The following is a 20,354-nucleotide window of genomic DNA, read 5'->3' on the forward strand; positions in this document are numbered from 1 at the left end:
CGCCGCCGGCGCCGCTCCACCAGAGGCCTTACCTTTGCACGGCACCACCGACGCGCTCCTCCATGCTCCGCCCGACCTCCGCGGCGTCGCCCTGACCCTCGCTGTGATCTTGGCGGAATGGGCCGTCTGGATCGGCCCGACCCTGCTCATCTGTCTTTGGGTGGGCGGCACCCGCGAGGACCGCACCGCCGCCGTAGCGGCCGGGGCCGCGGCAACGGTGGGACTCCTGTTCGCCGCCGCCCTGTCGCCGGTCATCTCCGCCCCGCGGCCCTTCGTCGTCGACGGCGCCTTCAACTACCTCCACCACGCGGCGGACGGCGGCTTTCCGAGCGACCACGCCACCCTCGCCTTCGCGCTGGCCTTCGGCCTGCTGCTGCGGCCGCCGCCGAGCCTGCCGAGGGCTTGGCTGCCGCTGGTCGTCGTCGCGGCCGCGGTCGGCTGGGCGCGGGTGTATCTCGGGGCGCATCACGCCCTCGACATCCTCGGCGGCGCGGCCGTCGGCTTCGCCGCGGTGCGGGTCACCGCGGCACCCCCCGTGCGCGCGCTCGCCGCGAGGCTCGACGGCCTCGGCGAGTCGGTCAGGTCCGGCGCGCTCGCGCGCCTCAGCGGCCCGCGCCACCGCGCGGGCTGATCGGGACGCGGCGCCGCGGGACGGCGCAGGTGCCCGTTCAGCCGCGACGCCGGCCGAACCGCCGCCAGGCCAGCCAGGCGATGCCGGCGACGACCAGGGCGACGATGAACAGGTCCGCCCGGTGCAGCGCCGTCTTGAGGGCGGGGTCGCTGTCCCAGCGCGCGCCCAGCGCGTACCCCAGGTAGGCCAGCCCGAAGCACCAGGGCCACGAGCCGAGGAAGGTGAAGAGCTGGAAGGACGGCTGGGGCATGCGGGCGATGCCGGCCGGCAGCGCGATGAAGGTGCGCACCACGGGCAGGAGGCGCCCGACCAGCACCGCCGCGGCGCCGAACCGCGCGAAGAAGCGGTCCGCCAAGTCGAGGTCGCCGGGGTCGAGCAGGGCGTAGCGGCCCCAGCGCTCGACGAAGCGGCGGCCGCCCGTCGCCCCGACCCCGTAGGCCACCGTCGAGCCGACGTTGCAGCCCAGAGCGCCCGCGGTCGCGGCCAGCGCGAGGTCGAGGCGGCCCGTCGCGGCGAGGTAGCCGGCGAAGGGCATGATGACCTCCGACGGCAGCGGCAGGCAGGCCGATTCCAGCGCCATCAGCCCGGCGACGCCGAGGTATCCCGTCGCCGATATGGCGCCGATGATCCAGCCGCCGACCTGAGCGACGACGTCAAAGGGCATGCCGTCCTCCGTGCGGCGGGGTGGGACGGCCGAGCGACGGCCGTCCCACGGAAGACCTGTGTGAGTTTCGCATCGGCGCCTTCGTTGACGAGGGGCGGCCCGAACTTCGGGCTGAGTCGACCGGAGGCCGTGTACCGACCCGCGGCCGGCCGGGCCAAGGCCGGGATGGGCGCCTTACGCAAAAGTAAACTGCGACCGCGGCGCTCCCCGAGATGGGTTCACCGCCGCCAGCAGACGCTCCCGCCGGCCGCGAGGTCCATGGGCGTGCCGGCGAGCCTCGCCCGCAGGCCGTCGAGGCGGTCGAGGCCGCGCAGGGTTTCGTCCGGGCGCGCCGCGGCGACGCCGACCAGCAGCGCCTCGACGAGGGCCAGTGTGCCCGCGTGCAGGCTCAGCCTGTCGGCCTGCCCGCGCGGCGCCGTGAGGACGACCTCGAACCGGCGACCGAGCGCGGGGCCGAGCGCGTCTGTGACGAGCACCCCCCGCAGCCCGAGCCGCCCCGCCTCGTCCAGCAGCGCCCCCAGCTCGGCGTAGAGGTGGCCGTAGGCCATGACCAGCAACGCGTCGCCCGCCCGCAGCCCGGCGAGGTCGTCGGCGGCGAGCAGGCCAGTCCGGGTCATGGCGCTCGCGGCGACGCCGAACCGGCCGAGCTGGATCGTCGCGTAGTCGGCGATGCAGCCTGTCGGGCCGAGGCCGAAGGCGACGACGCGCGGCGCCCCGGCGAGGAGCGCCACCGCGCGCTTGAAGTCGGCTCGCGTGACGTCCCGGCGGAGCGCCGCGATCGCCTCGGCCTGCACGTCCAGCACCGCGTCGAGGGCACGGCCGGGGTCGTCCCCGACCTCGTCCAGGGTGGCGGCCAACCGGTCCGCCGGGCTGGGCCGTCGCGCCTCCGCCGCGATGAGGCGCCGGAGCGCGCCCATGCCGCCGAAGCCGAGCGTCCGTGCGGTGCGGATCACCGTGGCGTCGCTGGTCCCCGCCTTCGTCGCGAGGGCCGCCGCGGAGGACAGCAGGACCTCCTCGCGATGGTCGCGGAACAGCCTCGCCACCCGCGCCTCCGCGACGGACAGAGCGGGCAGGCGGTCGGCGATGATGTCGTCGAACGTCGGTCCCGCCTCGCCCATCGCGTCCCTCTCCGCCCCGAGCCGGGCGCCGACGTCGTGCCACGCGCCCGCGCCGCCGGTCCACCAGCTTGACGATGTCGTGGGCACTACATATTCCGAACGTAAAGTCGTCAACACTACATCGACGTACCCTCGCGAGGCGACCATGTTCGCACTGATCCACGCCTGGCCCACCACGCTCGCGGCCTTCCTCGCCTCGGCGGTCGAGTTCGTCGAGGCCCTGACCGTCGTGCTCGCCGTCGGCATCGTCCGAGGCTGGCGCGGCGCCATCGTCGGCACCGTGGGAGCCTTGGCCTGCCTCGCCGCGATCGTCCTGGTGCTCGGGCCGGTGCTGACCCGCCTGCCGCTCGGGCCGCTGCAACTCGCCGTCGGGGGGCTGCTGGTTCTGTTCGGGATGCGCTGGCTGCGCAAAGCGATCCTGCGCGCGGCCGGCGTGATCCCGCTGCACGACGAGGCGGCCGCCTTCGCGAAGGAGAGCGCGGCGCTGCGGGGCGCGCCGCCGAGCCGGTCGACCTGGGACGCGGTGGCGGTCGGGACGGCCTTCGAGATCACCATGCTGGAGGGGCTCGAGGTCGTGTTCATCGTGGTGGCGATGGGGGCCGGTGGCGCCGGCCTGCTGCTGCCGGCTGCCGCCGGGGCGATGGCGGCCCTGGTGGTGGTGGTCGCGGTCGGCATCGCCGTGCACGGCCCGCTGTCGTCCGTGCCGGAGAACGCGCTCAAGTTCGGGGTGGGCGTGCTGCTGTCGGGCTTCGGCACGTTCTGGGTCGGGGAAGGCATCGGCCTCGACTGGCCGGGGGCCGACCTGTCGATCGTGGGACTGTGCCTCGGATTCCTCGCGGTCGCGCTCGCCGCCGTGCCCCTGTGCCGCCCCCGCGCGGCGCGGGCCGCCTGAAGCCCACAACGGAGGAGAGCCGCCATGTCCTTCATCCGCACCGCCGCGCGCGAGGTGTTCGGGCTGTTCGTCGACGACGGTCCTTATGCCCTCGCCATCCTGATCTGCCTCGCCCTCGCCTGGCTCGCGCTGCCGCGCCTGCCCGCGTTCGGACCCTACGCCGGCGCGGTGCTGTTCGCCGGCCTCGCGTCCGTGCTCGTCGCGAGCGCGCTACGGCGCGCGCGGCGCTGAACCGTCCTCGCCGCGAGCGGCGCGGCGGCGGCGCGCGCGCGGCTCCGCCGCCCTTCGTGAGCGACGCGAGGGCGGCCTGCACGGAGGCCGACACCTTCGCGGCGGGAGCGGCCGCCGAGACGCCGACGGCGCTCGGCTTATAGTCGCCGTCGGCGCCCTTCATCGTGTGGCCCGCCCTCTTGGTCAAGAAGTCGCCGTCGGCCGCGCGGGCCGTGGCGGACCGCTGCTGCGCGGCGGCCTGCTGCGCGCTGGTCGTGGAACTGATCGGGATCATCGTCTGGCTTCGCTCCGAGTGCCGAAGCCCCATCGATCGTTCCAGCGGTGTTTCCGAGACCTGAAGCGCCGCCATACAGTTTCGTAAGGCACGGGGCGCCGCGCGGGACAGTTGCCCGCCGGCCCTCGCCGCGGCCTCGGCTTACGGAAAAGTAAAGGGGCGGACAAGCTGGCCCAATCCGCGGGATGCGACACCGGCCGCGAGCGGGACGGCCGATGTCGCGGCCGCCGGACGCTCCCAACGGGAGAGGGCCGATGACGAATGCGAGTGCCGCGGCGCCCGCGCGGGGGGCGCTGGACGAGGTCCTGCTCGACAAGGTCCCCGAGGTGACGGCCTACTTCTGGATCATCAAGATCCTGGCCACCACGGTGGGCGAGACGGCCGCGGACCTCCTGTCCATGCGCCTCGGACTCGGGCTCGGCGTCACCTCGGCCGTGATGGCCGCCGTGTTCGTCGTCGGCCTGGCCTTCCAGGTGCGCAGCGCCTGGTACGTCCCGTCCCTGTACTGGTTCACCGTCGTGGCGATCAGCATCGTCGGCACGCTGGTATCCGACAACCTCGTCGACGGCTACGGCGTGAGCCTCGTCACCACCTCCGTGGCCTTCGCCGTCATCCTGACGGTGGTCTTCGCGCTCTGGTACCGCAGCGAGCGCACGCTCTCGATCCACTCGATCGTGACGCGGCGGCGCGAGCTCTACTACTGGGCCGCGATCCTGTTCACCTTCGCGCTCGGCACCTCGGTCGGCGACCTGCTCGCCGAGCAGCTGGACCTCGGCTACGCCACCGCCGCCGTCGTGTTCGCGGGCATGATCGCCGCCGTGGCGGCCGCCCACTACCTGGGAGGGCTGAACGCCATCCTGGCCTTCTGGACCGCCTACGTCCTCACCCGGCCGCTCGGCGCCTCGGTCGGCGACCTGATGGCCAAGCCCGCCATCGCGGGCGGCTTCGGTCTCGGCACCGTCAACACGAGCCTGATCTTCCTCGCCGTCATCCTGGCCCTGGTCGTCTTCCTGACGGTCAGCCGCGTGGACCGGCTCGACGCCGCCCGCTGACCCCGCCCCGGCGCGTCCCGCGCGGCCGCGCCAGCTTACCCAATCGAGGAGAGACCCGATGAAAACCCTTTCCGCAGCGGCGCTGGCCGCAGCGGCCCTGCTCTGCGCCGCGAGCGCGGCCCGGGCCGATTGCGAAAGCGACATGCTCCAGCTCGAGGACGCCATGAAGACGCCGGACCAGACCCCGGCCGTGAAGGCCGCCTACGACGACGCCGCCAAGAAGTCCGCCTCGGCGATGCGCAAGGACGACGACGACACGTGCCACAAGGTCATCGGCGACGCCCTCGCCAAGGCCGGCAAGACCCTGAGGTGAGCGCCGCCATGCGCCTGATCCGGAACACCCCCGCGCGCGCGGCCGCCTCGGCGGTCGGCGCGGTGCTCGTCGCCGGCTCGTCGCTGGCCGCCCCCGCCGCCCCGCCCCGGCCGGCGGAGCTCCGGCTCGCGGCTTCGGCGCTCGGCGACCTGTCGCTGTTCCGCACCATCGCGGCCGACACGCTGGCCCTCGTGAAGAAGGGCGACATCCCCGCCGCCCGCGCCCGCGCCAAGGACCTCGAGACCGCCTGGGACAAGGCGGAGGCGAGCCTGAAGCCGAAGGACAAGGCGGCCTGGACGGCGATCGACGGCAAGATCGACGACGCCCTGACGGACGTCCGCGTGCCCAACCCCAAGCCGTCTGCCTGCGAGGCGAGCCTCGGGGCGCTTCTGGCGCAGTTCGACACCGCCGGCCGGGCCTGAGCTCCGCGCCGCCGGGCGTCGCCAGCATCCACGAGGATGAATGCATGACCAACGCCCGCGTCCTCCGCCTCGCGGCGGCCACCCTGGTGCTCATCGGGATCGGTACGGCCGCCCGCGCCGCCGCACCGCCGGCCTACGCGATCGCCCTCACGGTCCCGCTCGGGGCGCCCGACAATCGGGACTACGTCACCTTCGACCCTCCGAGCGGGCGCGTCTACGTCAGCCACGGCACGGAGGTGTCGGTGGTGGACGGCCGCACCGGCGCCATGGTGGGCACGATCTCAGGCCTTGGCCTCGCCGCGGCCCAGGGCGTCGCCGCCGCGCCGGCTCTGAGCCGCGGCTACGTCGCGAGCGGCAATACCGGCGAGGTGACAGCCTTCGACCTCAAGACCCTGAAGCCGCTCGGCAAGGTGTTCGCGGCCGACGACGCCGACCTCGTCATGCTGGATCCCGCGACGCGGAACCTGTTCGTCGTCAACGGGCACAGCAAGTCGGTCACGGTGATCGACCCCGCGACCGACAAGGTCCTGGGTACGGTCGAGACCGGTGGCGGCACGCAGGGCGGCGCCTTCGACGGCCGCGGCAAGCTCTTCATCAACGTCGGCGGCAAGGGGGAGATCGTGCGCCTCGACACCGCCAAGCGCGCCATCGACGCCCGCTGGCCGCTGCCGAACTGCCCGAGCCCGCGCGGCCTCGGCTACGACGCCGCAGGGGCGCGGCTGTACGCGAGTTGCACGGACGGGCGCATGGTCGTCGTCGACGCGAACGACGGCCGCGTGGTGGGCGACCTGCCGATCGGCCGCGTGTCGGACGGCGGCGGCTTCGATCCCGTCCACAAGCGGGCCTTCTCGTCCAACAGCGAGGGCATGCTGTCGGTGGTCGACGCCGCCGACCCCGCCAAGCCGACCTCGCTCGGCGAGGTCCGCACGTTGCCGGGCGCCCGCACTATGGCGGTGGACCCCGCGACGGGCCGCGTGTTCCTGGTCATGGCCGACACGGTCGCGGACGAGGCCCCAGCCAAGCCGGGCGCGGCGCCGAGCTTCGACTTCAAGCCCGGCACCGTGAAGCTCATCGCGCTCGACCCACGATGACCGCGCCCGGCATCGCGCTCGGTTCGGTTCTGCTCCTGTGCGGGACCGCGCCCCTCGCGGCGCAGGGGGCCTCGCGCCAAGCCGACGAGGACGCCTGCCGCCCCGACGTGTTCCGCCTCTGCGTATCCGCCATCCGGGATGAGGCCGCGATCGTGCGCTGCCTCGAGCGCGAGGCCGAAAACCTCAGCCCGGCCTGCCGCGCCGTTATCGCGCCCGAGCACCGGCCCGCGCGGCGTCGGCCGTAGCCGGCCGCCACGGAGGACGTCCCATGCGCGAAATGGTACCGCGACGCCCACGCCCGCCGGCGAACGACAATGCCGACAAGGCCGGGCGGGGCCACGCGCCCGAGGCCGCCGCGCCGCACAACTCGGCCCCGCTCGGCTACGAGTGGGTCGACACTGAGATTGCCGACGACGCGACGGTGATCGAGGCCGACGGCGGCGACCCTGCGGTCATCGCCGTGCCCTGGAGCTGACGCGCCCGGGCCGGCTCTCTCAGAACGGCAGGCCGGGCAGCGCGGGCGTGCCTTCGGCCTTCACGGCCCGGAGTTCCTCCGGAGCATACCCGAGCGCCTTGAGAATTGTCGGCGCGATCTGCGCCGTGCCGACCGGGCCCGCGACCGCGGCCGGCTTCACCCCAGGTCCAGCCACGACGAGGGCGACGTTGCGGTCGTCGAAACCCATGCCGCCGTGCTCGGCCGCCTTCTTGCCCGACGTGAACACGACGCCCGGGTCGGTGCCCACCATGATGTCCGGCGCCCGGCTGTCCGTCGCCGGGTCTGCGAACAGCGACGCCACCGCGGCTGGCGGCAGGATGGCGCCGATCCCGAGCGCCTTGCGATCCCGCTCAAGCGCCGCCAGCGCGTCGGGCAGCCGCGCCGTGCGCTCGGACGGCTTCAGCCACAGCAGCACGCCGTCGTCGGCCACGTGGAAGGCGTGGCCCAGCACGGCGTCGAGCGGCTTGTCGTCGGTCGGCCGGTACGCCTGGGGGTCGATCGGCGACTGGCCATGCTTGGCCGACACGATCACCAGCGTGGAGCCGTCGAGCCCGTTGTCCTTCAGCCCCGACAAGAGCTGGCCGAGCGCCCCATCGACGTAGTCGAGCTGCTCCGCCAGGCCATCGTTCGGCTGGCCCGCGGCGTCGGCGTAGCCGCCCTTCAGCCCCGGCGCGTCGCCCGGGCCCGCCTTGGGCAGCTTCTGGCCGACGCTCACGGCCTGGGAGTTCATGCCGAACAGCGCCGGCACGCTGACCTTGGCTGTGCCCGCGCCGTCCATGCCGCGCATCATGTTGAGGAGCGCGGCCACGCGCCGCTGATCGAAGTCGCGCTCCGCCGCGAAGGAGCCCGTGGTCCTCACCTTGGTTCCGGGGATGAGGGCGTCCTGCTCGACCGCGTAGAGCTCATCGAGGCCTTGGCCGGACGGGCCGGCGAGCCACTCGTAGGCTGGGTGCTTGTCCGACCAGGCGGTGCGGCCGCCGTGCGCGTGCACCACCTCGAAGGCGGTGTTGGTGCGCAGGTAGTCGTGCGGGTAGACGGGCACGCAGCCATCCGCCGTCTTGCGCAGCGGAAGCTTCTTCGGTTCGATTTGCGTCATGGGCTGCCCGATCGTGCCGCCGGCGTCGGCTTGGCTAGGCTCGACGTCGATCTCGGACGCGAAGGGCACCTCGGTGCCGGCCTCGCCATTGCAATCGGAGCCGGGCGGGAACAATGCGCGGTCGTAGCTGTCGTCGTAGTAGACGCCCGTGGTGCCGGGGCCGCCGCCGGTCACCTGGGCGGCGAAGCCCGGAAAGGAGTCGGAGATCAGCGGCGCCATCGCCTGCCGGTAGGTGACCCCGGCCTTCGCGAGGCGGGCCAGCGTGCCCTCCGGGTGGGTGGCCGCGCGGTTCGCGAGGTCGAGAGCGTGCAGCCCGTCGACCGAGACCAGCAACACGTGCTCGTAGGGCGCCGCCATCGCGGCCGCCGAGGACAGGAGCGCCCCCGCCAGGGCATATGCGGCCGTGCGGCCCGCATCTCTCTTAGAGCTGTTTCCGTCCGGTTTGAGTCGGGACGGTGTAGCGGGTTCGGCCGGGTTGTGATTCGGTGAGGGCAACCTTTGCGGGATGCCCCTGATGCCAAGAGCCCTGTCTGTGGACCTACGCGAGCGTGTTCTGGCCGCTGTCGAGGCGGGCTCCTCCTGCCGCCAGGCGGCCGAGCGTTTCGGTGTCGGGATCGCGACGGCGATCCGCTGGCAAGCCCGCTTCCGGGCCGAGGGCGTGGTCGCGGCCAAGCCGATGGGCGGAGACCAGCGCTCCCGCAACATCGAGGCCCACGCGGAGATGATCCTGCAGGCGTGCGAGGCGGAGCCGCAGGCGTACCTGCGCGAGCTGCGTGAAAGCTTGCGCGAGAAGGGTGTCAGCACGAGCACGAGCGGGCTGCACCGCTTCTTCGTGCGCCACAAGATCAGCCGTAAAGGGATCTGCACGCCGCCGAGCAAAGCCGTTCCGACGTGATGAAGGCGCGCGAGGACTGGTTCGAGGGTCAACTCGACGTGGACCCCGAGCGGGTCGTCTTTCTCGATGAGACAGCGGCGGCCACCAACATGACCCGCCGCCATGGCCGGGCGAGGCGTGGCGAGCGCTGCCGCATCGCGGTGCCGCACGGGCACTACAAGACCACCACGGTCACGGCGGCCCTGCGGGGAAGCGGTCCCTTTGCGATCGAACTGATGGACGGCGCCACAAACGGGGCGCGGTTTCTGGCCTACGTCACCGACGTCCTCATCCCGGCCCTCAAGCCCGGCGACACGGTCGTGATGGACAACCTGAGCGCTCACAAGGTGAAAGGCGTGCGGGAGACTATCGAAACAGCGGGGGCTCGCTTGCTCTACCTTCCGGCATACAGCCCTGACTTCAATCCTATCGAGAACGCCTTCGCCAAGCTGAAGGCCTTGCTTCGCACAGCGGCGGCCCGCACCGTCACGGATCTGCGCGTCGCCATCCGGGAAGCCTTTACCCGCTTCACTCCTGACGAGTGCCGTAACTACCTCGCCGCGGCTGGCTACGATGCCTACGACCCAACCTGATCGGAAATAGCTCTAGTCACGTCACCTCCGTAGCTGTTCGAGGCCTGGGCTAGCCGGCGCGCATGACGGCGTGGTGACGCCGCCGACTGCCGCCACCTCGCGGGACAACTGCGGCGCATATAGCGCGATGCTCTCGCTCCGGCCCCGCAGCGGCGCGCGGCTCACGTCCCGCCACGCGCCGCGGTCGGCGCCGGCCGCGCGCAGCACGGCCTCGGACACGAGCAGGTCGGCTCCGAAGGCCTTGGTAGCCTCCTCGATGCGTGAGGCGACGTTCACCATGTCGCCCAGCACGGTGAACTCCTGCCGTTCGGCGCCGCCGACGATGCCGCAGAACACCTCGCCGTGGTGGATGCCGACGCCGACGCGGAAGGCCGCACCTCCGAGCAGGGGCGGCAGGGCCGCCCGCAGCGCCTCGGCGAAGCGCAGGGCGTTGCCCGCCGAGGCCTGGTCGCCGTCGAGAGCGCCGAAGACCACGAGCGCGCCGTCGCCGATGAACTTGTCGACCATGCCGCCGCAGCTCCGCGCCGCATCCGACACGGTGCCGCGAAAGGCGGCCAGCGATGTCGACAGCGCCTCGGGCGTCAGTCGCTCCGCGAGCGCGGTGAAGCCGCGCACGTCGACGAAGGCGACTGTGGCGGGCCCGCTGCGCCCTTGGAGCAAGCCGCTCTCGCCGTCCGCCAGGCGGGTCGCGACCTCGGCGGGCAAGAAGCGGGCGAGGCGGGCCCGCTTGCGCACCTCAGCCAGGGCCGCGAGGGCGACGAGGCCCATCAGTACGAGCGAGACCGCGGTGGTGACCGAGGTTGCGAGCTTGATCCCGCGCATGGCGTCCTGCCGCGCGATGACGAGGCGGTCCTGCGCGTCGTCCATGCGGAGTACGAACGCGTGGATGTCGTTCATCAGCTCGAGGCCGGCTTGGCTCCCGACGGCGCGCAGCGCGCCGGCCTGGTCGCCCCCGTCCTGGAGCGCCAGAGTGGCGGCCAGCTCCGAGCGCCGGCGCGCCACGGCGTCCTGCAGTTCCGTGAAGAGTGCGTCCTGGCCGGCGTCGCCGTGGACCGCGCGCGCGAGCCTGTCGAGCAGCCGGTCGAGCTGGGCCGAGGCGTCGCGGTAGGGGGCAAGGAACTCCGACTTGCCGGTCAGGAGATAGGAGCGCTGTCCCACTTCGGCGCCGAGCAGGGCCGAGCGGAGGTCGCCGAGGTCGACCTCGACCTCCAGCGCGTGGCGCAGCAGCGCGTCGTCACCCTGCTGCTGAAACGAGAACAGCACGGAGGCGAGGAGGAACAGGCCCAGCGCGATGAAGCCGGCGGCGAGCGCGCGACCCGAGCGGGGGAGCCACCGGAGCAGAGGGGATGGATCGGGCAAGGCGGACTCCGACCCCGGGCGGGCCCGCCCTCATGGGTGTGGGTATCCTTCTAACCCAGCTCGTGGCTCGCGCCGACTTACCATCCGGCAAGCCCGGTCTCCGGGCAACTCTCGAAGGCTGCAAGATCAGCGGAGTGGGTCCGAGCTTACCGATAAGTAAGTTCGTCGAAAGGGTCAGTGACCGTGGAAGCGGGTTATTCAAGCACATGGCTGAAGCAGCGCCGACGTCCGTGGCAGGTGCCGTCGAGCCGCCCCGACACATGCGGTGGGGGTGGACCGCATCCGGCATGTTGACGCCCCTTCGATGTCCGGCGTCGCTCTCGACCACGACGGCCGTTCGATGGAGTCACCCCATGCAAGTTCGCCATTCCTGTGCGACCGGGCCTCGGCACCCGATCACCCGTCTGATCCTGATCGCCGGCGCCCTGTGCGCGATGGCGACCACCGCGCCCGCGGCAGATGACGCGGGGCAGGCCGCCCTGGATCGGCTCCGCTTCACGCGTAGCTTCGATGCGATCCACGACAAGCTCGCCGCGGACGAGGCGGCCAAGGCGGGGCTATCGACGACGCCAGCCCCCTGGACCTCCGAGGCCCTCCCACCGCCGAAAGGGGCGATGCGCGAGGTGCCGGCGTCGGCCTTCGGGGCGACGGTGGCCCACGCCAGCGCCGGCTCGTGGCGTGAACCCGGGGACGCCTGCTCGATGGCGGCGGGGGGCACCGTGCGGGTGCTCGGGTCGGCTTCCGACGCCGGCACCCTCGTGAGCTATCGGCCGCCGGCGACGGCCTCGCCTGTGGCCATGGAGGGCTGCGCAGATGGGACCGTCGCGTTCATTCCCACGGTCAGTCTGTTCGGTTGGCCGAGCGTCGGCTCGTCGCTAGCCGAGCGCCGCGAGGTCGGGGCGCGACTCGCCGCGGCGGCTGATCGCGTTCTGTCCGGTCCAGACACCGACTGAGTGGCGGTTCGCGCTTCCGGACGGGTTCCGTGACGTAGGAGGCGGCGACCGAGACGGAGGGACCTGCCGGACATGGAGGCACTCAGGGCTGTCGACTGCTTGGCACCGCTCCGAACCTGAGCAGCGATTGTCCGGTTTGGGAAAAAGGTGAAGCCTGATCTAGCGTCTGGCTTGGTGAAGGGTTACGGACGGCGGCCGACACAGGTCGAGCGTCGGGGCTGAGGGCCGGCGTCCGTAAGCCGCCCAAGGACGAACGCGCGGGGGTCGCCTCGCGCTATGGGAATTTGGCGGGACGGGCGAGCGCGCGGAGGCGCCGCGGACACTCCAGGCTGGCCGAACCATGGTCGGGTGAGCCGGCGAGGCGGCCCGCAAGCGCCGTCATCGAGGTTCGCCGTCGATGTTGGCTGGCCGATGCTGCTGTACCGAACTCGCCGCGGACGATGCCGGTCTCCGTGGGGGCGAGCTTGTCCGACGGCCGAGGCGCTGGCGCTTCGGCCCTGTGCGGTGACATGCCGTGCCGGATCACGGCATCCTCATCCGGCTCTCCATCGGTGCTGGGGTGGCGCCCTGGCGCGGACCGTGCCCTCGACGCTTTCGATCACCAGCATGCGCCCGCCGCAGCAGGGGCACGGGATGCGCCGCTCGGCCGACGACGCCGGCTTGGGCACCTCGGGCGGTGCGGGGGCGGGGAGCAGCTCGCGGGCGCGGGCTATGTTGGCCTTGCATCGGCCCGTGGCGAGCAGGCCGTAGTGGCGGATGCGGTGAAAGCCCTTGGGCAGGACGTGCACCAGGAAGCGGCGGATGAATTCGTCGGCCGACAGCGTCATGGTGCGGTGGCGGGCGTCGCCGTCGCGGCGATAGTCTTTGTAGCGGAAGGTGACGCCGTCCTCGTCCATCCCGATCAGGCGCCGGTTGCCGATGGCGACGCGGTGCGTGTAGCGCGACAGGTAGGCCAGCACGGCCTCGGGGCCGCCGAAGGGTGGCTTGCTGTAGACGACCCACTTCGCCGCCCTGACGGGCGCGAGGTGACGCTCGAAGGCCTGCGGGTCGCTCAGCCCGGCCCTGTCGCCATGGAAGCGGAGCTGGCCCGTGGCGTGGAGTGCGCTCAGGCCGGTGAGGAACAAGCGACGGAACAGCTTGCCGAGCACATGGACGGGCAGCAGGAAGGCCGGCCGCGACGGCACCCAGCGCGTGCCATCGAGCGAGATGCCGCCGCCCGGCACGATCATGTGGACGTGCGGATGGTGGGTCAGCGCCGAGCCCCAGGTGTGGAGCACGGCCGTAATGCCGATGCGGGCGCCGAGGTGGCGCGGGTCGGCGGCGATCGTCAGCATGGTCTCGGATGCCGCCCGGAACAGCAGGTCGTAGGCCGCGGCCTTGTTGGTGAAGGCGATGTCGGCCACTGCGGCCGGCACCGTGAACACCACGTGGAAGTAGCCGAAGGGCAGCAGATCGGCCTCGCGCGCCGCCAGCCACTCGCGCGCGGCCGCGCCCTGGCACTTGGGGCAGTGCCGGTTGCGGCAGGAGTTGTAGGCGACGCGGGTGTGGCGACAGCCCTCGCAAGCCTCGACGTGGCCGCCGAGCGCCGCGGTGCGGCAGGTCTCGATGGCCGACATCACCTTGAGCTGGTCGAGGCTGACGTGGCCGGCATGGGCGGCGCGCCAGGCCGCACCGTGCCGGCGGAAGATGTCGGCGATCTCCAGCGCGGGGCGCGACACCGGATCAGGCCCCGGTGTCGGCGCCCTCCATCAGCAGCTTGAGGCGCTCGAGCGGGCTGGTGACGGCCCGGATGGTGCGGGTCGCCACGCGGGCGTAGAGCGCGGTCGTGTTGAGCTTGGAATGGCCGAGCAGGACCTGGATCACGCGAATGTCGACGTCCTGCTCGAGCAGGTGGGTGGCGAAGCTGTGGCGCAGCGTGTGGGGCGAGACGCGCTTCCTGATCCCTGCCGTCTCGGCGGCCTCGTGGACGGCGCGGCAGAGCTGGCGCGTCGAAAGCGGCTCCAGGCTGTTCTTGCCGGGGAACAGCCAACCCTCGGGCAGCATGACGCCGCGGCGCCGGCCCTCGCGCCACCACTGCCGAAGCAGCTCCAGCAGCTGCGGCGACAGCATCGCGTTGCGGTCCTTGCGCCCCTTGCCCTGTTCGACGCGGATCAGCATGCGGGTGCTGTCGATGTCGCCGGCCCTGAGCCCCACCACCTCGGACACGCGCAGGCCGGCCCCGTAGGCCACCCCGAGCGCGGCCCTGTACTTCGGGCCGCGCGCCGCTTCGAGCAGCCGTCCGACCTCCTCGACGTTCAGCACGGTCGGCAGCTTCTGGGCGTAGCGCACCAGGACGAGGCGGCGCGACAGGTCCGGCCGGTCCAGCGTGACGTTGAACAGGAAGCGCAGACCCGACACCGCGTTATTGATGGTGGGCGCCTGCACCCCGGTGTCGGCCTGATGGATCTGGAAGCGGCGGACGTCTTCGGCCGTGGCGGTCTCGGGCGAGCGGCCCAGAAAGGCCGCGAAGTTCCGCACCGACATGATGTAGTTGCGCTGGGTATCCTCGTGCAGACCGCGCATGGCCATGTCATCGAGCATGCGGCGACGGAGCGGGCTGACGGAAGCGGAGGTTTGTTGCTGGGACATCGCGTGATCCTCGCGAGATGAGGGGTGGGCCCTCATGCTCGGAGGCTGACGCAACCCGCTCAAGCGCTCGCTCTGATCTCCAGTTGTGCCCTACCTCTCAGAAAGCCCTCCCGCGAGAGCGGGTTCGTCCGTGGGTCGTCAGCGGCCCTACAGCGAAAGTGGGTGGATTGCGGTCCGACCGGTTTCGATAAAGGTCCAGGCGAGAGCGGACGTTCAGGTCGGAGCCATATCAGTGAGCTTCGATCGGTCCGGTCGCTCTTTGCGGCTTCTTCAGGAGCGGGATGGCGGCGAGGCTGACGATGAGCCCGACTGCGATGATCCAGAAGGCGTCGCTGTAGGCCATGACGTAAGCCTCGCGCCGCGCCTGGGACGCGATCAACCCGAGCGCTTGAGCCTGTGCTGCGATGGGGTCGACCACGTGGGCCTGCATCGCATGTGTCATGACGGCGAGGCGAGACTGAGTGAGCACGGCGTTGCGCGTTATGGCCTCGGCCAGCACCGAGAAATGCATGTGCTCGCGCCGATCGATCATCGTCGACAGCATGGCGATGCCGATCGAGCCGCCGAGATTGCGCATCATGTTGGATAAGGCGGAGGCGTCGGCGGTGTCGCGCGGCGCGAGGCCCGCCGTCGACATCTGCGACAGTGGAACGGTGAACAGCGGCTGGCCGGCGGCGCGCAGCAGCTGCGGCAGGATCAGCTGGTCCATGCCGACGTCGTGGGTGAGGCCGACGTTGATGAAGCAGCTCAGCGCGAAGAGAAGCGTGCCGGCCACCACCAGGAGCCGCGGATCGAAGCGCTTCATCAGCAGCGGCATGGCGGGAAACAGCACGAGCTGCGGCAGGCCGCTCCACATCACCACGTAGCCGATCTGCTCGGCATTGTAGCCCTGGATCTGCGCGCAATAGACCGGGATGACGTAGATCGAGCCGAACGACACGGCACCCAGCACCGTCATCAGCAGGCAGCCGCCGCCGACCGAGCGGTTCTTGAGGACGCGCAGGTTGATGAATGGCCGCTCCGCCATCAGCTCGCGCAGGATGAAGCCGCCGATGCCGAGCACGGCCAGCGCGGCGCCCTCGACGATGATCGGCGAGCCGAACCAGTCCTTGCGCTGCCCTTCCTCCAGCACGAAGGTCAGCGCCGGCAGGCCCGTCGCCATCAGGCTGATGCCGAGCCAGTCGCCCTTCGCCAGCTCGCCGAGCTTCAACGGCGCGGGATCGAGCGCGTAGAGCTGCAGCGCCAGGGCGAGGGGGCCGGGTACGAGGTTCAGGTAGAAGATGTAGTGCCAGGACAGGTTGTCGGTCAGCCAGCCGCCGACCGTCGGGCCGATGGCGGGCGCGAAGGTGGCGGTGAGGCCGAAGAAGGCGATGCCGACCGCCTGCTGGGACTTCGGCAGGCGCGTCCGCACGATGGTGATGGCGGTGGGGATGAGCACGCCGCCGGTGAAGCCCTGGCCGGCGCGGAACAGGATCATCTCCGGCAGGCTCGTCGACAGCGCGCAGGCGACCGAGAAGCCAATGAACAGGCCCGTGTTGACCGCGAGGTAGCGCCGCAGGCCGAAGACCGAGCCGAGCCAGCCCGTCAGCGGGATCACGATGATTTCCGCCATCAAGTAGGCGGTGGAGATCCAGCTGCCCTCGTCCGAGGAAGCGCCGAGCGCGCCCTCGATGTCGCTGAGCGACGAATTGGTGATCTGGATGTCCAGGATGGCCGTGAAGGCGCCGAGGATCGCCGCCGCGACGGCGAGCCATTGGCGCAGCGAGGCCTTCTCGGTGTCTGGATGCATGGTGAGGCGCCCCGCTCAGCGTGTCGCGGCCAAGCCGACGAGGCTGTGGCTCGGCCGCGCGTCGCCGCGCGTCTCCACCGTGGCCTCGACCGACAGGCCCGGCCGCAGGCGGTCGAGCATCGGGTCGTCCGTGGCGAGGCGGATCTTCACCGGCACGCGCTGCACCACCTTGGTGAAGTTGCCGGTGGCGTTCTCGGGCGGCAGCAGGGCGAACTGCGCGCCCGTGCCGGGCGAGAAGCTGTCCACCGTGCCGCGGAACGCGTGGTCGCCGAAGGCGTCCACGATGAACTCCACCGATTGACCGACCTTCATGTCGCCGAGCTGCGTCTCCTTGAAGTTGGCGACGAGGTAGATGTCGCGGCCCATCGGCACGACGGTCAGCAGCCCCGTGCCCGCCCCCACCATCTGGCCGACCCGCACCGAGCGGTCGCCCACCACGCCGTCGACCGGGGCGCGGATCGTCGTGTAGCCGAGGTTGAGTTCCGCGCCATCGAGCTTGGCCTGCGCCGACGCGACGCCCGCGACCGCACTGGCGGCCAGCGCCTCGTAGGTGTGGACCTGCTTCTGCGCGGCGTCGAGCGCCGCCCTGTCCTTGTCGAGCGTCGCCCGGTGCTGGCGCAGGTCGGCATCCGTCTGCTGGGCACGTTGCGACGTGCCGGCACCCGCGGTGAGGAGGTCGGCGTAGCGCTTGGCTTCCTGGGTCGAGAAGGCGAGGCCGGCTTCGGCGTTGACGATGTCGGCCTGGGCGGAGGCCACGGTGGCGGCCTGCTGCACCACCGCGGCGTGATAGCCTTCGACCTGCGCGCGCGCCTTCTCCAGTTCCGCTCGGGCACCCTCGACCTGGATGCGGGCGTCGCGGTCGTCGATCGTCGCGATCACGTCGCCGGCGCGGACCGGCTGGTTGTCGCCGACCGCCACCGCGGTGACGAAGCCCGCGATGCGGGGCGACACCGTCACCTTGTCGGCCTGCAAGAAGGCGTTGTCGGTCGTCTCCTGGAAGCGTCCGACCGTCCACCAGTGCCAGCCGGTGTGGCCGCCGTAGCCGATGCCGGCGAGCAGCACGGCGGCGAGCACCAGCTTCTTGGTGCCGCCCTTGCGCGGCGGCTGAGTCGTCAGCGCGACCGGCGCAGGCAGGGGTGCCGCGGGTAAGCCAGGCTGAGGTGCGGCTGCCCGCTGGGGCGAGGTCGGGGTTTCAGGCAGCTTGTCGAGCGGTGCCGGCACGGGGTCGGGCGAGGCGCTGCGCGCCAAAGCCTCATCGTCCCGCCGATCCGCCGTCTCACCCTCGTCCGGAGCATCGCGATCCGCCCGATCGAAGCTCTGGCGATCCGAGGAGATACCGTCCATCTGTCGAAAGTCCAATTGAACAAAACAGTATCGTTCTGTTATGATGGCACCGACTGGTTAACGCAAGGGATATCATCGCGGCATGACGCTCGACCTCGAAGAACCGCAGTCCGCCGTGGCCACCCTCAACCCGAAGAAGGCCCGACGCGGCTCGGGCGGCCGCCCGTCGCAGGAGGAAGCGGTGCGGCGCGACGCGCGGCTGGTGGAGATCGCGGCCGCCATGTTCATGGAGCGCGGCTTCGACGCCACGACCATCGACGCCGTGGCGGAAGCGGCCAGCGTCGGCAAGGCGACGCTCTACGCGCGCTACCGCGACAAAGCCGCGCTCTTCGCCGCGGTGTTCCAGCGTCAAATCGACCGGTGGCTGGCGGTCAGCGCGCCGGACTCGCTGCCGTCGGGGGCTCGCGTCGAAGACGTGCTGGTCGCGATGGGGCGCCGCATGGTGGACGCTGCCCTTGCCCCCGAAGCCATCGCGATCAATCGGATCGTCACCGCACAGGCGCTGCGGTTCCCGGATCTGGCCCGCATGGTCCAACGCGAAGGCTGGCAACGTTCGAGCGCAGCCGTGGCGGCCGTGATCGACCGATTCGTGATCGATGGGCAGATCACGGTCGACGACAGCAACTTGGCGGCCGACCTGTTTCTCGCCCTGGTGCTGGGACGCCTCAGCCGCCTCGCCATGCTGGGGATCGAGACCGACGCGGAGGAGATCGAGCGGCGTGTCGAGGCGGCGGTCTCGCTCTTCCTCAACGGCATATCGGGGTTGTGCCGGGGCCGGCGGGAAACGCCGTCGGCGTCCTCCACGACCTCCGATCGCGTGCGGAGCTAGATGCCGGTCCCAGGCCGACGGCGGGCGCTCGCGCCCCGGGCCTCCGCCCCGCAGACACGGCCCGTTCCGGCCGGTGCGCGAGCCCATCGCACTCTCGATGTCGCCGAAGCGGTTCGGGATTTCGACGGTCGCCCGACCGAGGCCGCTCGCGTCCCCGCAAGACAGCGACGCCGGCGACGATCCGGCCTGGAACCGTCGTGTCGGGGGCGGGAGCACGGCGACCGCACCGGAGATCGCGCTGCATCATCCCTTCAGTCCGGAAACCGTCGCCCTGCATGACCTTGGCCCTTGAACCTTCCGAGCCCTCCGTCCTTCGCCCCTTGCTCAGGCTGGCGGTCCCCATCGTCCTCGCAAACCTGCTGCAGACCGGCTACCAGATCACCGACGCCTTCTGGGTCGGGCGCCTCGGCGCCGCGGCGGTCGCGGCCGTATCGGTGAGCTTCCCCGTGACCTTCCTGATGATCGCGCTCGGCGGCGGCCTCGCGGTCGCGGGCGCCACCCTGACGGCGCAATACGCCGGTGCCCGCGACCAGGCCATGGTCGACCATGTGGCGGCCCAGACCATGATCATGGTGGTCGGCACCTCCATGGTGCTGGGGTCGGTCGGCGTCGCCCTGGCGCCGCTGATCCTCAAGGCCATCGGCGTCGCGCCCGAGGTCTACGCCGAAGCCCTGGGCTTCCTGCGGGTGTCCTTCGTCGGGCTGATCTTCGTCTTCGCCTTCGCCATGTCCCAGGCGCTGATGCGCGGCGTCGGGCGGGCCGTGGCGCCGCTCGCCATCGTGGCCGGTACGGTGGTGCTGAACTTCGCGCTCGACCCGCTGCTCATCTTCGGCTGGAGCCCCGTGCCGGCCTTCGGCGTCATGGGGGCCGCGCTGGCAACGCTCGGGACGCAGGGCCTGGCCACGCTGGCGGCCATCGTGCTGCTGTGGCGGGGCACCTACGGCATCCGCGTCACGCCGGCGGGGCTGAAGCCCGACCTCGCCTATATCCGGCGCGCGTTCCGGCTCGGCTTCCCGGCCTCGATCGAGCTGTCGGCGCGGGCGGTCGGCCTCATCGTCCTGTCGTTCCTTGTGACGAGCTTCGGCACCGTCACGCTCGCCGCCTACGGCATCGGCGCGAACGTGCTCCAGGTCGTCACCATCCCGGCGCTCGGCCTGTCGACCGCGGCGGCGGCGCTCGTCGGGCAGAGCATCGGGGCGGGCCAGGTCGAGCGCGCGGCGCGGACCACCCGGCTCGCCGGCGCGCTGGGCTTCATGGTCCTGACCCTGGTGGGAATCGCGGCGGCGGCCGCCGCTCCCGCCATCGTGGGCTTCTTCGTGTCGGGCGATCCCGCCGTCGTGGCCGAGGGCGGGCGCTTCATCCGCATCATGGCGCCCGCCTGGGGCTTCATCGCCCTCCAGCTCACCATCGTGTCGACGTTCCGGGCGGCCGGCACCATGGTGGCCGCGATGGTGCTGGCGCTCGTGTCTCAGTGGGTCCTGCAGTTCCCGCTGGCCTACGTGCTGTCGCGCCCGCAGGTGCTCGGCACCGCGGGGCTGTGGTGGTCCTTCCCCGTCACCAACGTCCTCACGGCGCTGGCGGCGGTCGGCTTGTACCTGCGCGGCGACTGGACGACGATGCGCCTGACCGGCACGGTCCCGGCCGGAACCGCGCAGGTGATCGTCGAGGCCATCACCGAGGACGGGCTGCCCCGCGTCTGACCCCG

Annotated in this window: 21 protein-coding genes; 13 read left to right on the forward strand and 8 right to left on the reverse strand. The window is 71.7% G+C overall.

Features of this window, described 5'->3' with window-relative positions; translation table 11 throughout:
• The first annotated feature begins 34 nt into the window (after positions 1–34).
• Positions 35–631 (forward strand): phosphatase PAP2 family protein, encoded by a 597-nt coding sequence (locus L7N97_RS14975; protein WP_237479136.1) that lies wholly within the window; start codon positions 35–37, stop codon positions 629–631.
• A gap of 37 nt (positions 632–668) precedes the next feature.
• Here L7N97_RS14975 and L7N97_RS14980 read toward each other — a convergent pair whose 3' ends face one another.
• The gene (locus L7N97_RS14980) at positions 669–1,295 is read right to left on the reverse strand and encodes a DedA family protein (protein WP_237479137.1); all 627 of its coding nucleotides are present in this window, start codon (positions 1,293–1,295) and stop codon (positions 669–671) included.
• A 218-nt stretch (positions 1,296–1,513) separates the two neighbouring features.
• Positions 1,514–2,500 carry a MurR/RpiR family transcriptional regulator gene (locus L7N97_RS14985; protein WP_237479138.1) on the reverse strand — a complete coding sequence of 329 codons (987 nt, stop codon included), beginning with the start codon at positions 2,498–2,500 and terminating at the stop codon, positions 1,514–1,516.
• A gap of 58 nt (positions 2,501–2,558) precedes the next feature.
• Between L7N97_RS14985 and L7N97_RS14990 the strand changes: the two genes are divergently transcribed.
• The 8 genes from L7N97_RS14990 (at position 2,559) to L7N97_RS15025 (ending at position 7,163) form a co-directional block, all read left to right on the forward strand.
• Complete coding sequence (locus tag L7N97_RS14990; protein ID WP_237479139.1) at positions 2,559–3,305, forward strand: COG4280 domain-containing protein; 747 nt, start codon at positions 2,559–2,561, stop codon at positions 3,303–3,305.
• Between the two features lie 24 nt (positions 3,306–3,329).
• Positions 3,330–3,536: a hypothetical protein gene (locus L7N97_RS14995; protein ID WP_237479140.1), complete on the forward strand. Its 207-nt coding sequence runs from the start codon at positions 3,330–3,332 to the stop codon at positions 3,534–3,536.
• 528 nt (positions 3,537–4,064) lie between these two features.
• A complete protein-coding gene (locus tag L7N97_RS15000; protein WP_237479141.1) occupies positions 4,065–4,862 on the forward strand; it encodes a COG4705 family protein in 798 nt (265 codons plus the stop codon).
• A 58-nt stretch (positions 4,863–4,920) separates the two neighbouring features.
• The gene (locus L7N97_RS15005) at positions 4,921–5,175 is read left to right on the forward strand and encodes a hypothetical protein (protein ID WP_237479142.1); all 255 of its coding nucleotides are present in this window, start codon (positions 4,921–4,923) and stop codon (positions 5,173–5,175) included.
• Positions 5,176–5,183: 8 nt separating this feature from the next.
• Complete coding sequence (locus L7N97_RS15010) at positions 5,184–5,597, forward strand: histidine kinase (protein ID WP_237479143.1); 414 nt, start codon at positions 5,184–5,186, stop codon at positions 5,595–5,597.
• A 44-nt stretch (positions 5,598–5,641) separates the two neighbouring features.
• The gene (locus L7N97_RS15015) at positions 5,642–6,688 is read left to right on the forward strand and encodes a YncE family protein (RefSeq protein ID WP_237479144.1); all 1,047 of its coding nucleotides are present in this window, start codon (positions 5,642–5,644) and stop codon (positions 6,686–6,688) included.
• Positions 6,685–6,933 carry a hypothetical protein gene (locus L7N97_RS15020; protein ID WP_237479145.1) on the forward strand — a complete coding sequence of 83 codons (249 nt, stop codon included), beginning with the start codon at positions 6,685–6,687 and terminating at the stop codon, positions 6,931–6,933. The genes L7N97_RS15015 and L7N97_RS15020 overlap by 4 nt, the downstream gene beginning before the upstream one ends.
• A 23-nt stretch (positions 6,934–6,956) precedes the next feature.
• Positions 6,957–7,163 carry a hypothetical protein gene (locus tag L7N97_RS15025; RefSeq protein WP_237479146.1) on the forward strand — a complete coding sequence of 69 codons (207 nt, stop codon included), beginning with the start codon at positions 6,957–6,959 and terminating at the stop codon, positions 7,161–7,163.
• Between the two features lie 19 nt (positions 7,164–7,182).
• On the opposite strand, the gene L7N97_RS15030 is transcribed toward L7N97_RS15025, so the two are convergent.
• A complete protein-coding gene (locus tag L7N97_RS15030) occupies positions 7,183–8,637 on the reverse strand; it encodes an alkaline phosphatase family protein (protein ID WP_237479147.1) in 1,455 nt (484 codons plus the stop codon).
• A gap of 157 nt (positions 8,638–8,794) precedes the next feature.
• On the opposite strand from L7N97_RS15030, the gene L7N97_RS15035 reads away from it, so the two are divergent.
• Positions 8,795–9,747, forward strand: a protein-coding gene (locus L7N97_RS15035) for an IS630 family transposase (protein WP_255721671.1) whose coding sequence is annotated in 2 segments (ribosomal slippage) — positions 8,795–9,137 and positions 9,137–9,747 — 954 coding nt in all. Because the reading frame shifts where the segments join, the coding sequence is not laid out codon by codon here.
• Between the two features lie 21 nt (positions 9,748–9,768).
• Here L7N97_RS15035 and L7N97_RS15040 read toward each other — a convergent pair.
• The gene (locus L7N97_RS15040) at positions 9,769–11,106 is read right to left on the reverse strand and encodes an adenylate/guanylate cyclase domain-containing protein (protein WP_237479148.1); all 1,338 of its coding nucleotides are present in this window, start codon (positions 11,104–11,106) and stop codon (positions 9,769–9,771) included.
• A 353-nt stretch (positions 11,107–11,459) separates the two neighbouring features.
• Here L7N97_RS15040 and L7N97_RS15045 point away from each other — a divergent pair, with 353 nt between their 5' ends.
• Positions 11,460–12,059 carry a hypothetical protein gene (locus L7N97_RS15045; RefSeq protein ID WP_237479149.1) on the forward strand — a complete coding sequence of 200 codons (600 nt, stop codon included), beginning with the start codon at positions 11,460–11,462 and terminating at the stop codon, positions 12,057–12,059.
• Between the two features lie 533 nt (positions 12,060–12,592).
• On the opposite strand, the gene L7N97_RS15050 is transcribed toward L7N97_RS15045, so the two are convergent.
• The 4 genes from L7N97_RS15050 to L7N97_RS15065 form a co-directional block, all read right to left on the reverse strand.
• Complete coding sequence (locus L7N97_RS15050) at positions 12,593–13,777, reverse strand: IS91 family transposase (protein ID WP_237479150.1); 1,185 nt, start codon at positions 13,775–13,777, stop codon at positions 12,593–12,595.
• A 4-nt stretch (positions 13,778–13,781) separates the two neighbouring features.
• The gene (locus L7N97_RS15055; protein WP_237479151.1) at positions 13,782–14,687 is read right to left on the reverse strand and encodes a tyrosine-type recombinase/integrase; all 906 of its coding nucleotides are present in this window, start codon (positions 14,685–14,687) and stop codon (positions 13,782–13,784) included.
• A gap of 229 nt (positions 14,688–14,916) precedes the next feature.
• A complete protein-coding gene (locus tag L7N97_RS15060) occupies positions 14,917–16,476 on the reverse strand; it encodes an MDR family MFS transporter (RefSeq protein WP_237479152.1) in 1,560 nt (519 codons plus the stop codon).
• Between the two features lie 15 nt (positions 16,477–16,491).
• On the reverse strand, positions 16,492–17,724 hold the full coding sequence (locus L7N97_RS15065) for an HlyD family secretion protein (protein WP_237479153.1): 1,233 nt from the start codon (positions 17,722–17,724) through the stop codon (positions 16,492–16,494).
• A 298-nt stretch (positions 17,725–18,022) separates the two neighbouring features.
• Here L7N97_RS15065 and L7N97_RS15070 point away from each other — a divergent pair, with 298 nt between their 5' ends.
• A complete protein-coding gene (locus L7N97_RS15070) occupies positions 18,023–18,649 on the forward strand; it encodes a TetR/AcrR family transcriptional regulator (protein WP_237479154.1) in 627 nt (208 codons plus the stop codon).
• A 275-nt stretch (positions 18,650–18,924) separates the two neighbouring features.
• Positions 18,925–20,349 carry an MATE family efflux transporter gene (locus L7N97_RS15075; RefSeq protein ID WP_237479155.1) on the forward strand — a complete coding sequence of 475 codons (1,425 nt, stop codon included), beginning with the start codon at positions 18,925–18,927 and terminating at the stop codon, positions 20,347–20,349.
• Positions 20,350–20,354: the final 5 nt, after the last annotated feature.

It is taken from the genome of Lichenibacterium dinghuense, assembly GCF_021730615.1.
GTDB lineage: Bacteria > Pseudomonadota > Alphaproteobacteria > Rhizobiales > Beijerinckiaceae > Lichenihabitans > Lichenihabitans dinghuensis.

Coding starts and splice junctions, on each gene's coding strand:
- L7N97_RS14980 (WP_237479137.1), bottom strand. CDS start 1,295: ATGCCCTTTGACGTCGTCGCTCAGGTCGGCGGCTGGATCATCGGCGCC.
- L7N97_RS14990 (WP_237479139.1), top strand. CDS start 2,559: ATGTTCGCACTGATCCACGCCTGGCCCACCACGCTCGCGGCCTTCCTC.
- L7N97_RS14995 (WP_237479140.1), top strand. CDS start 3,330: ATGTCCTTCATCCGCACCGCCGCGCGCGAGGTGTTCGGGCTGTTCGTC.
- L7N97_RS15000 (WP_237479141.1), top strand. CDS start 4,065: ATGACGAATGCGAGTGCCGCGGCGCCCGCGCGGGGGGCGCTGGACGAG.
- L7N97_RS15005 (WP_237479142.1), top strand. CDS start 4,921: ATGAAAACCCTTTCCGCAGCGGCGCTGGCCGCAGCGGCCCTGCTCTGC.
- L7N97_RS15010 (WP_237479143.1), top strand. CDS start 5,184: ATGCGCCTGATCCGGAACACCCCCGCGCGCGCGGCCGCCTCGGCGGTC.
- L7N97_RS15015 (WP_237479144.1), top strand. CDS start 5,642: ATGACCAACGCCCGCGTCCTCCGCCTCGCGGCGGCCACCCTGGTGCTC.
- L7N97_RS15020 (WP_237479145.1), top strand. CDS start 6,685: ATGACCGCGCCCGGCATCGCGCTCGGTTCGGTTCTGCTCCTGTGCGGG.
- L7N97_RS15025 (WP_237479146.1), top strand. CDS start 6,957: ATGCGCGAAATGGTACCGCGACGCCCACGCCCGCCGGCGAACGACAAT.
- L7N97_RS15030 (WP_237479147.1), bottom strand. CDS start 8,637: ATGGCGGCGCCCTACGAGCACGTGTTGCTGGTCTCGGTCGACGGGCTG.
- L7N97_RS15045 (WP_237479149.1), top strand. CDS start 11,460: ATGCAAGTTCGCCATTCCTGTGCGACCGGGCCTCGGCACCCGATCACC.
- L7N97_RS15055 (WP_237479151.1), bottom strand. CDS start 14,687: ATGTCCCAGCAACAAACCTCCGCTTCCGTCAGCCCGCTCCGTCGCCGC.
- L7N97_RS15060 (WP_237479152.1), bottom strand. CDS start 16,476: ATGCATCCAGACACCGAGAAGGCCTCGCTGCGCCAATGGCTCGCCGTC.
- L7N97_RS15075 (WP_237479155.1), top strand. CDS start 18,925: ATGACCTTGGCCCTTGAACCTTCCGAGCCCTCCGTCCTTCGCCCCTTG.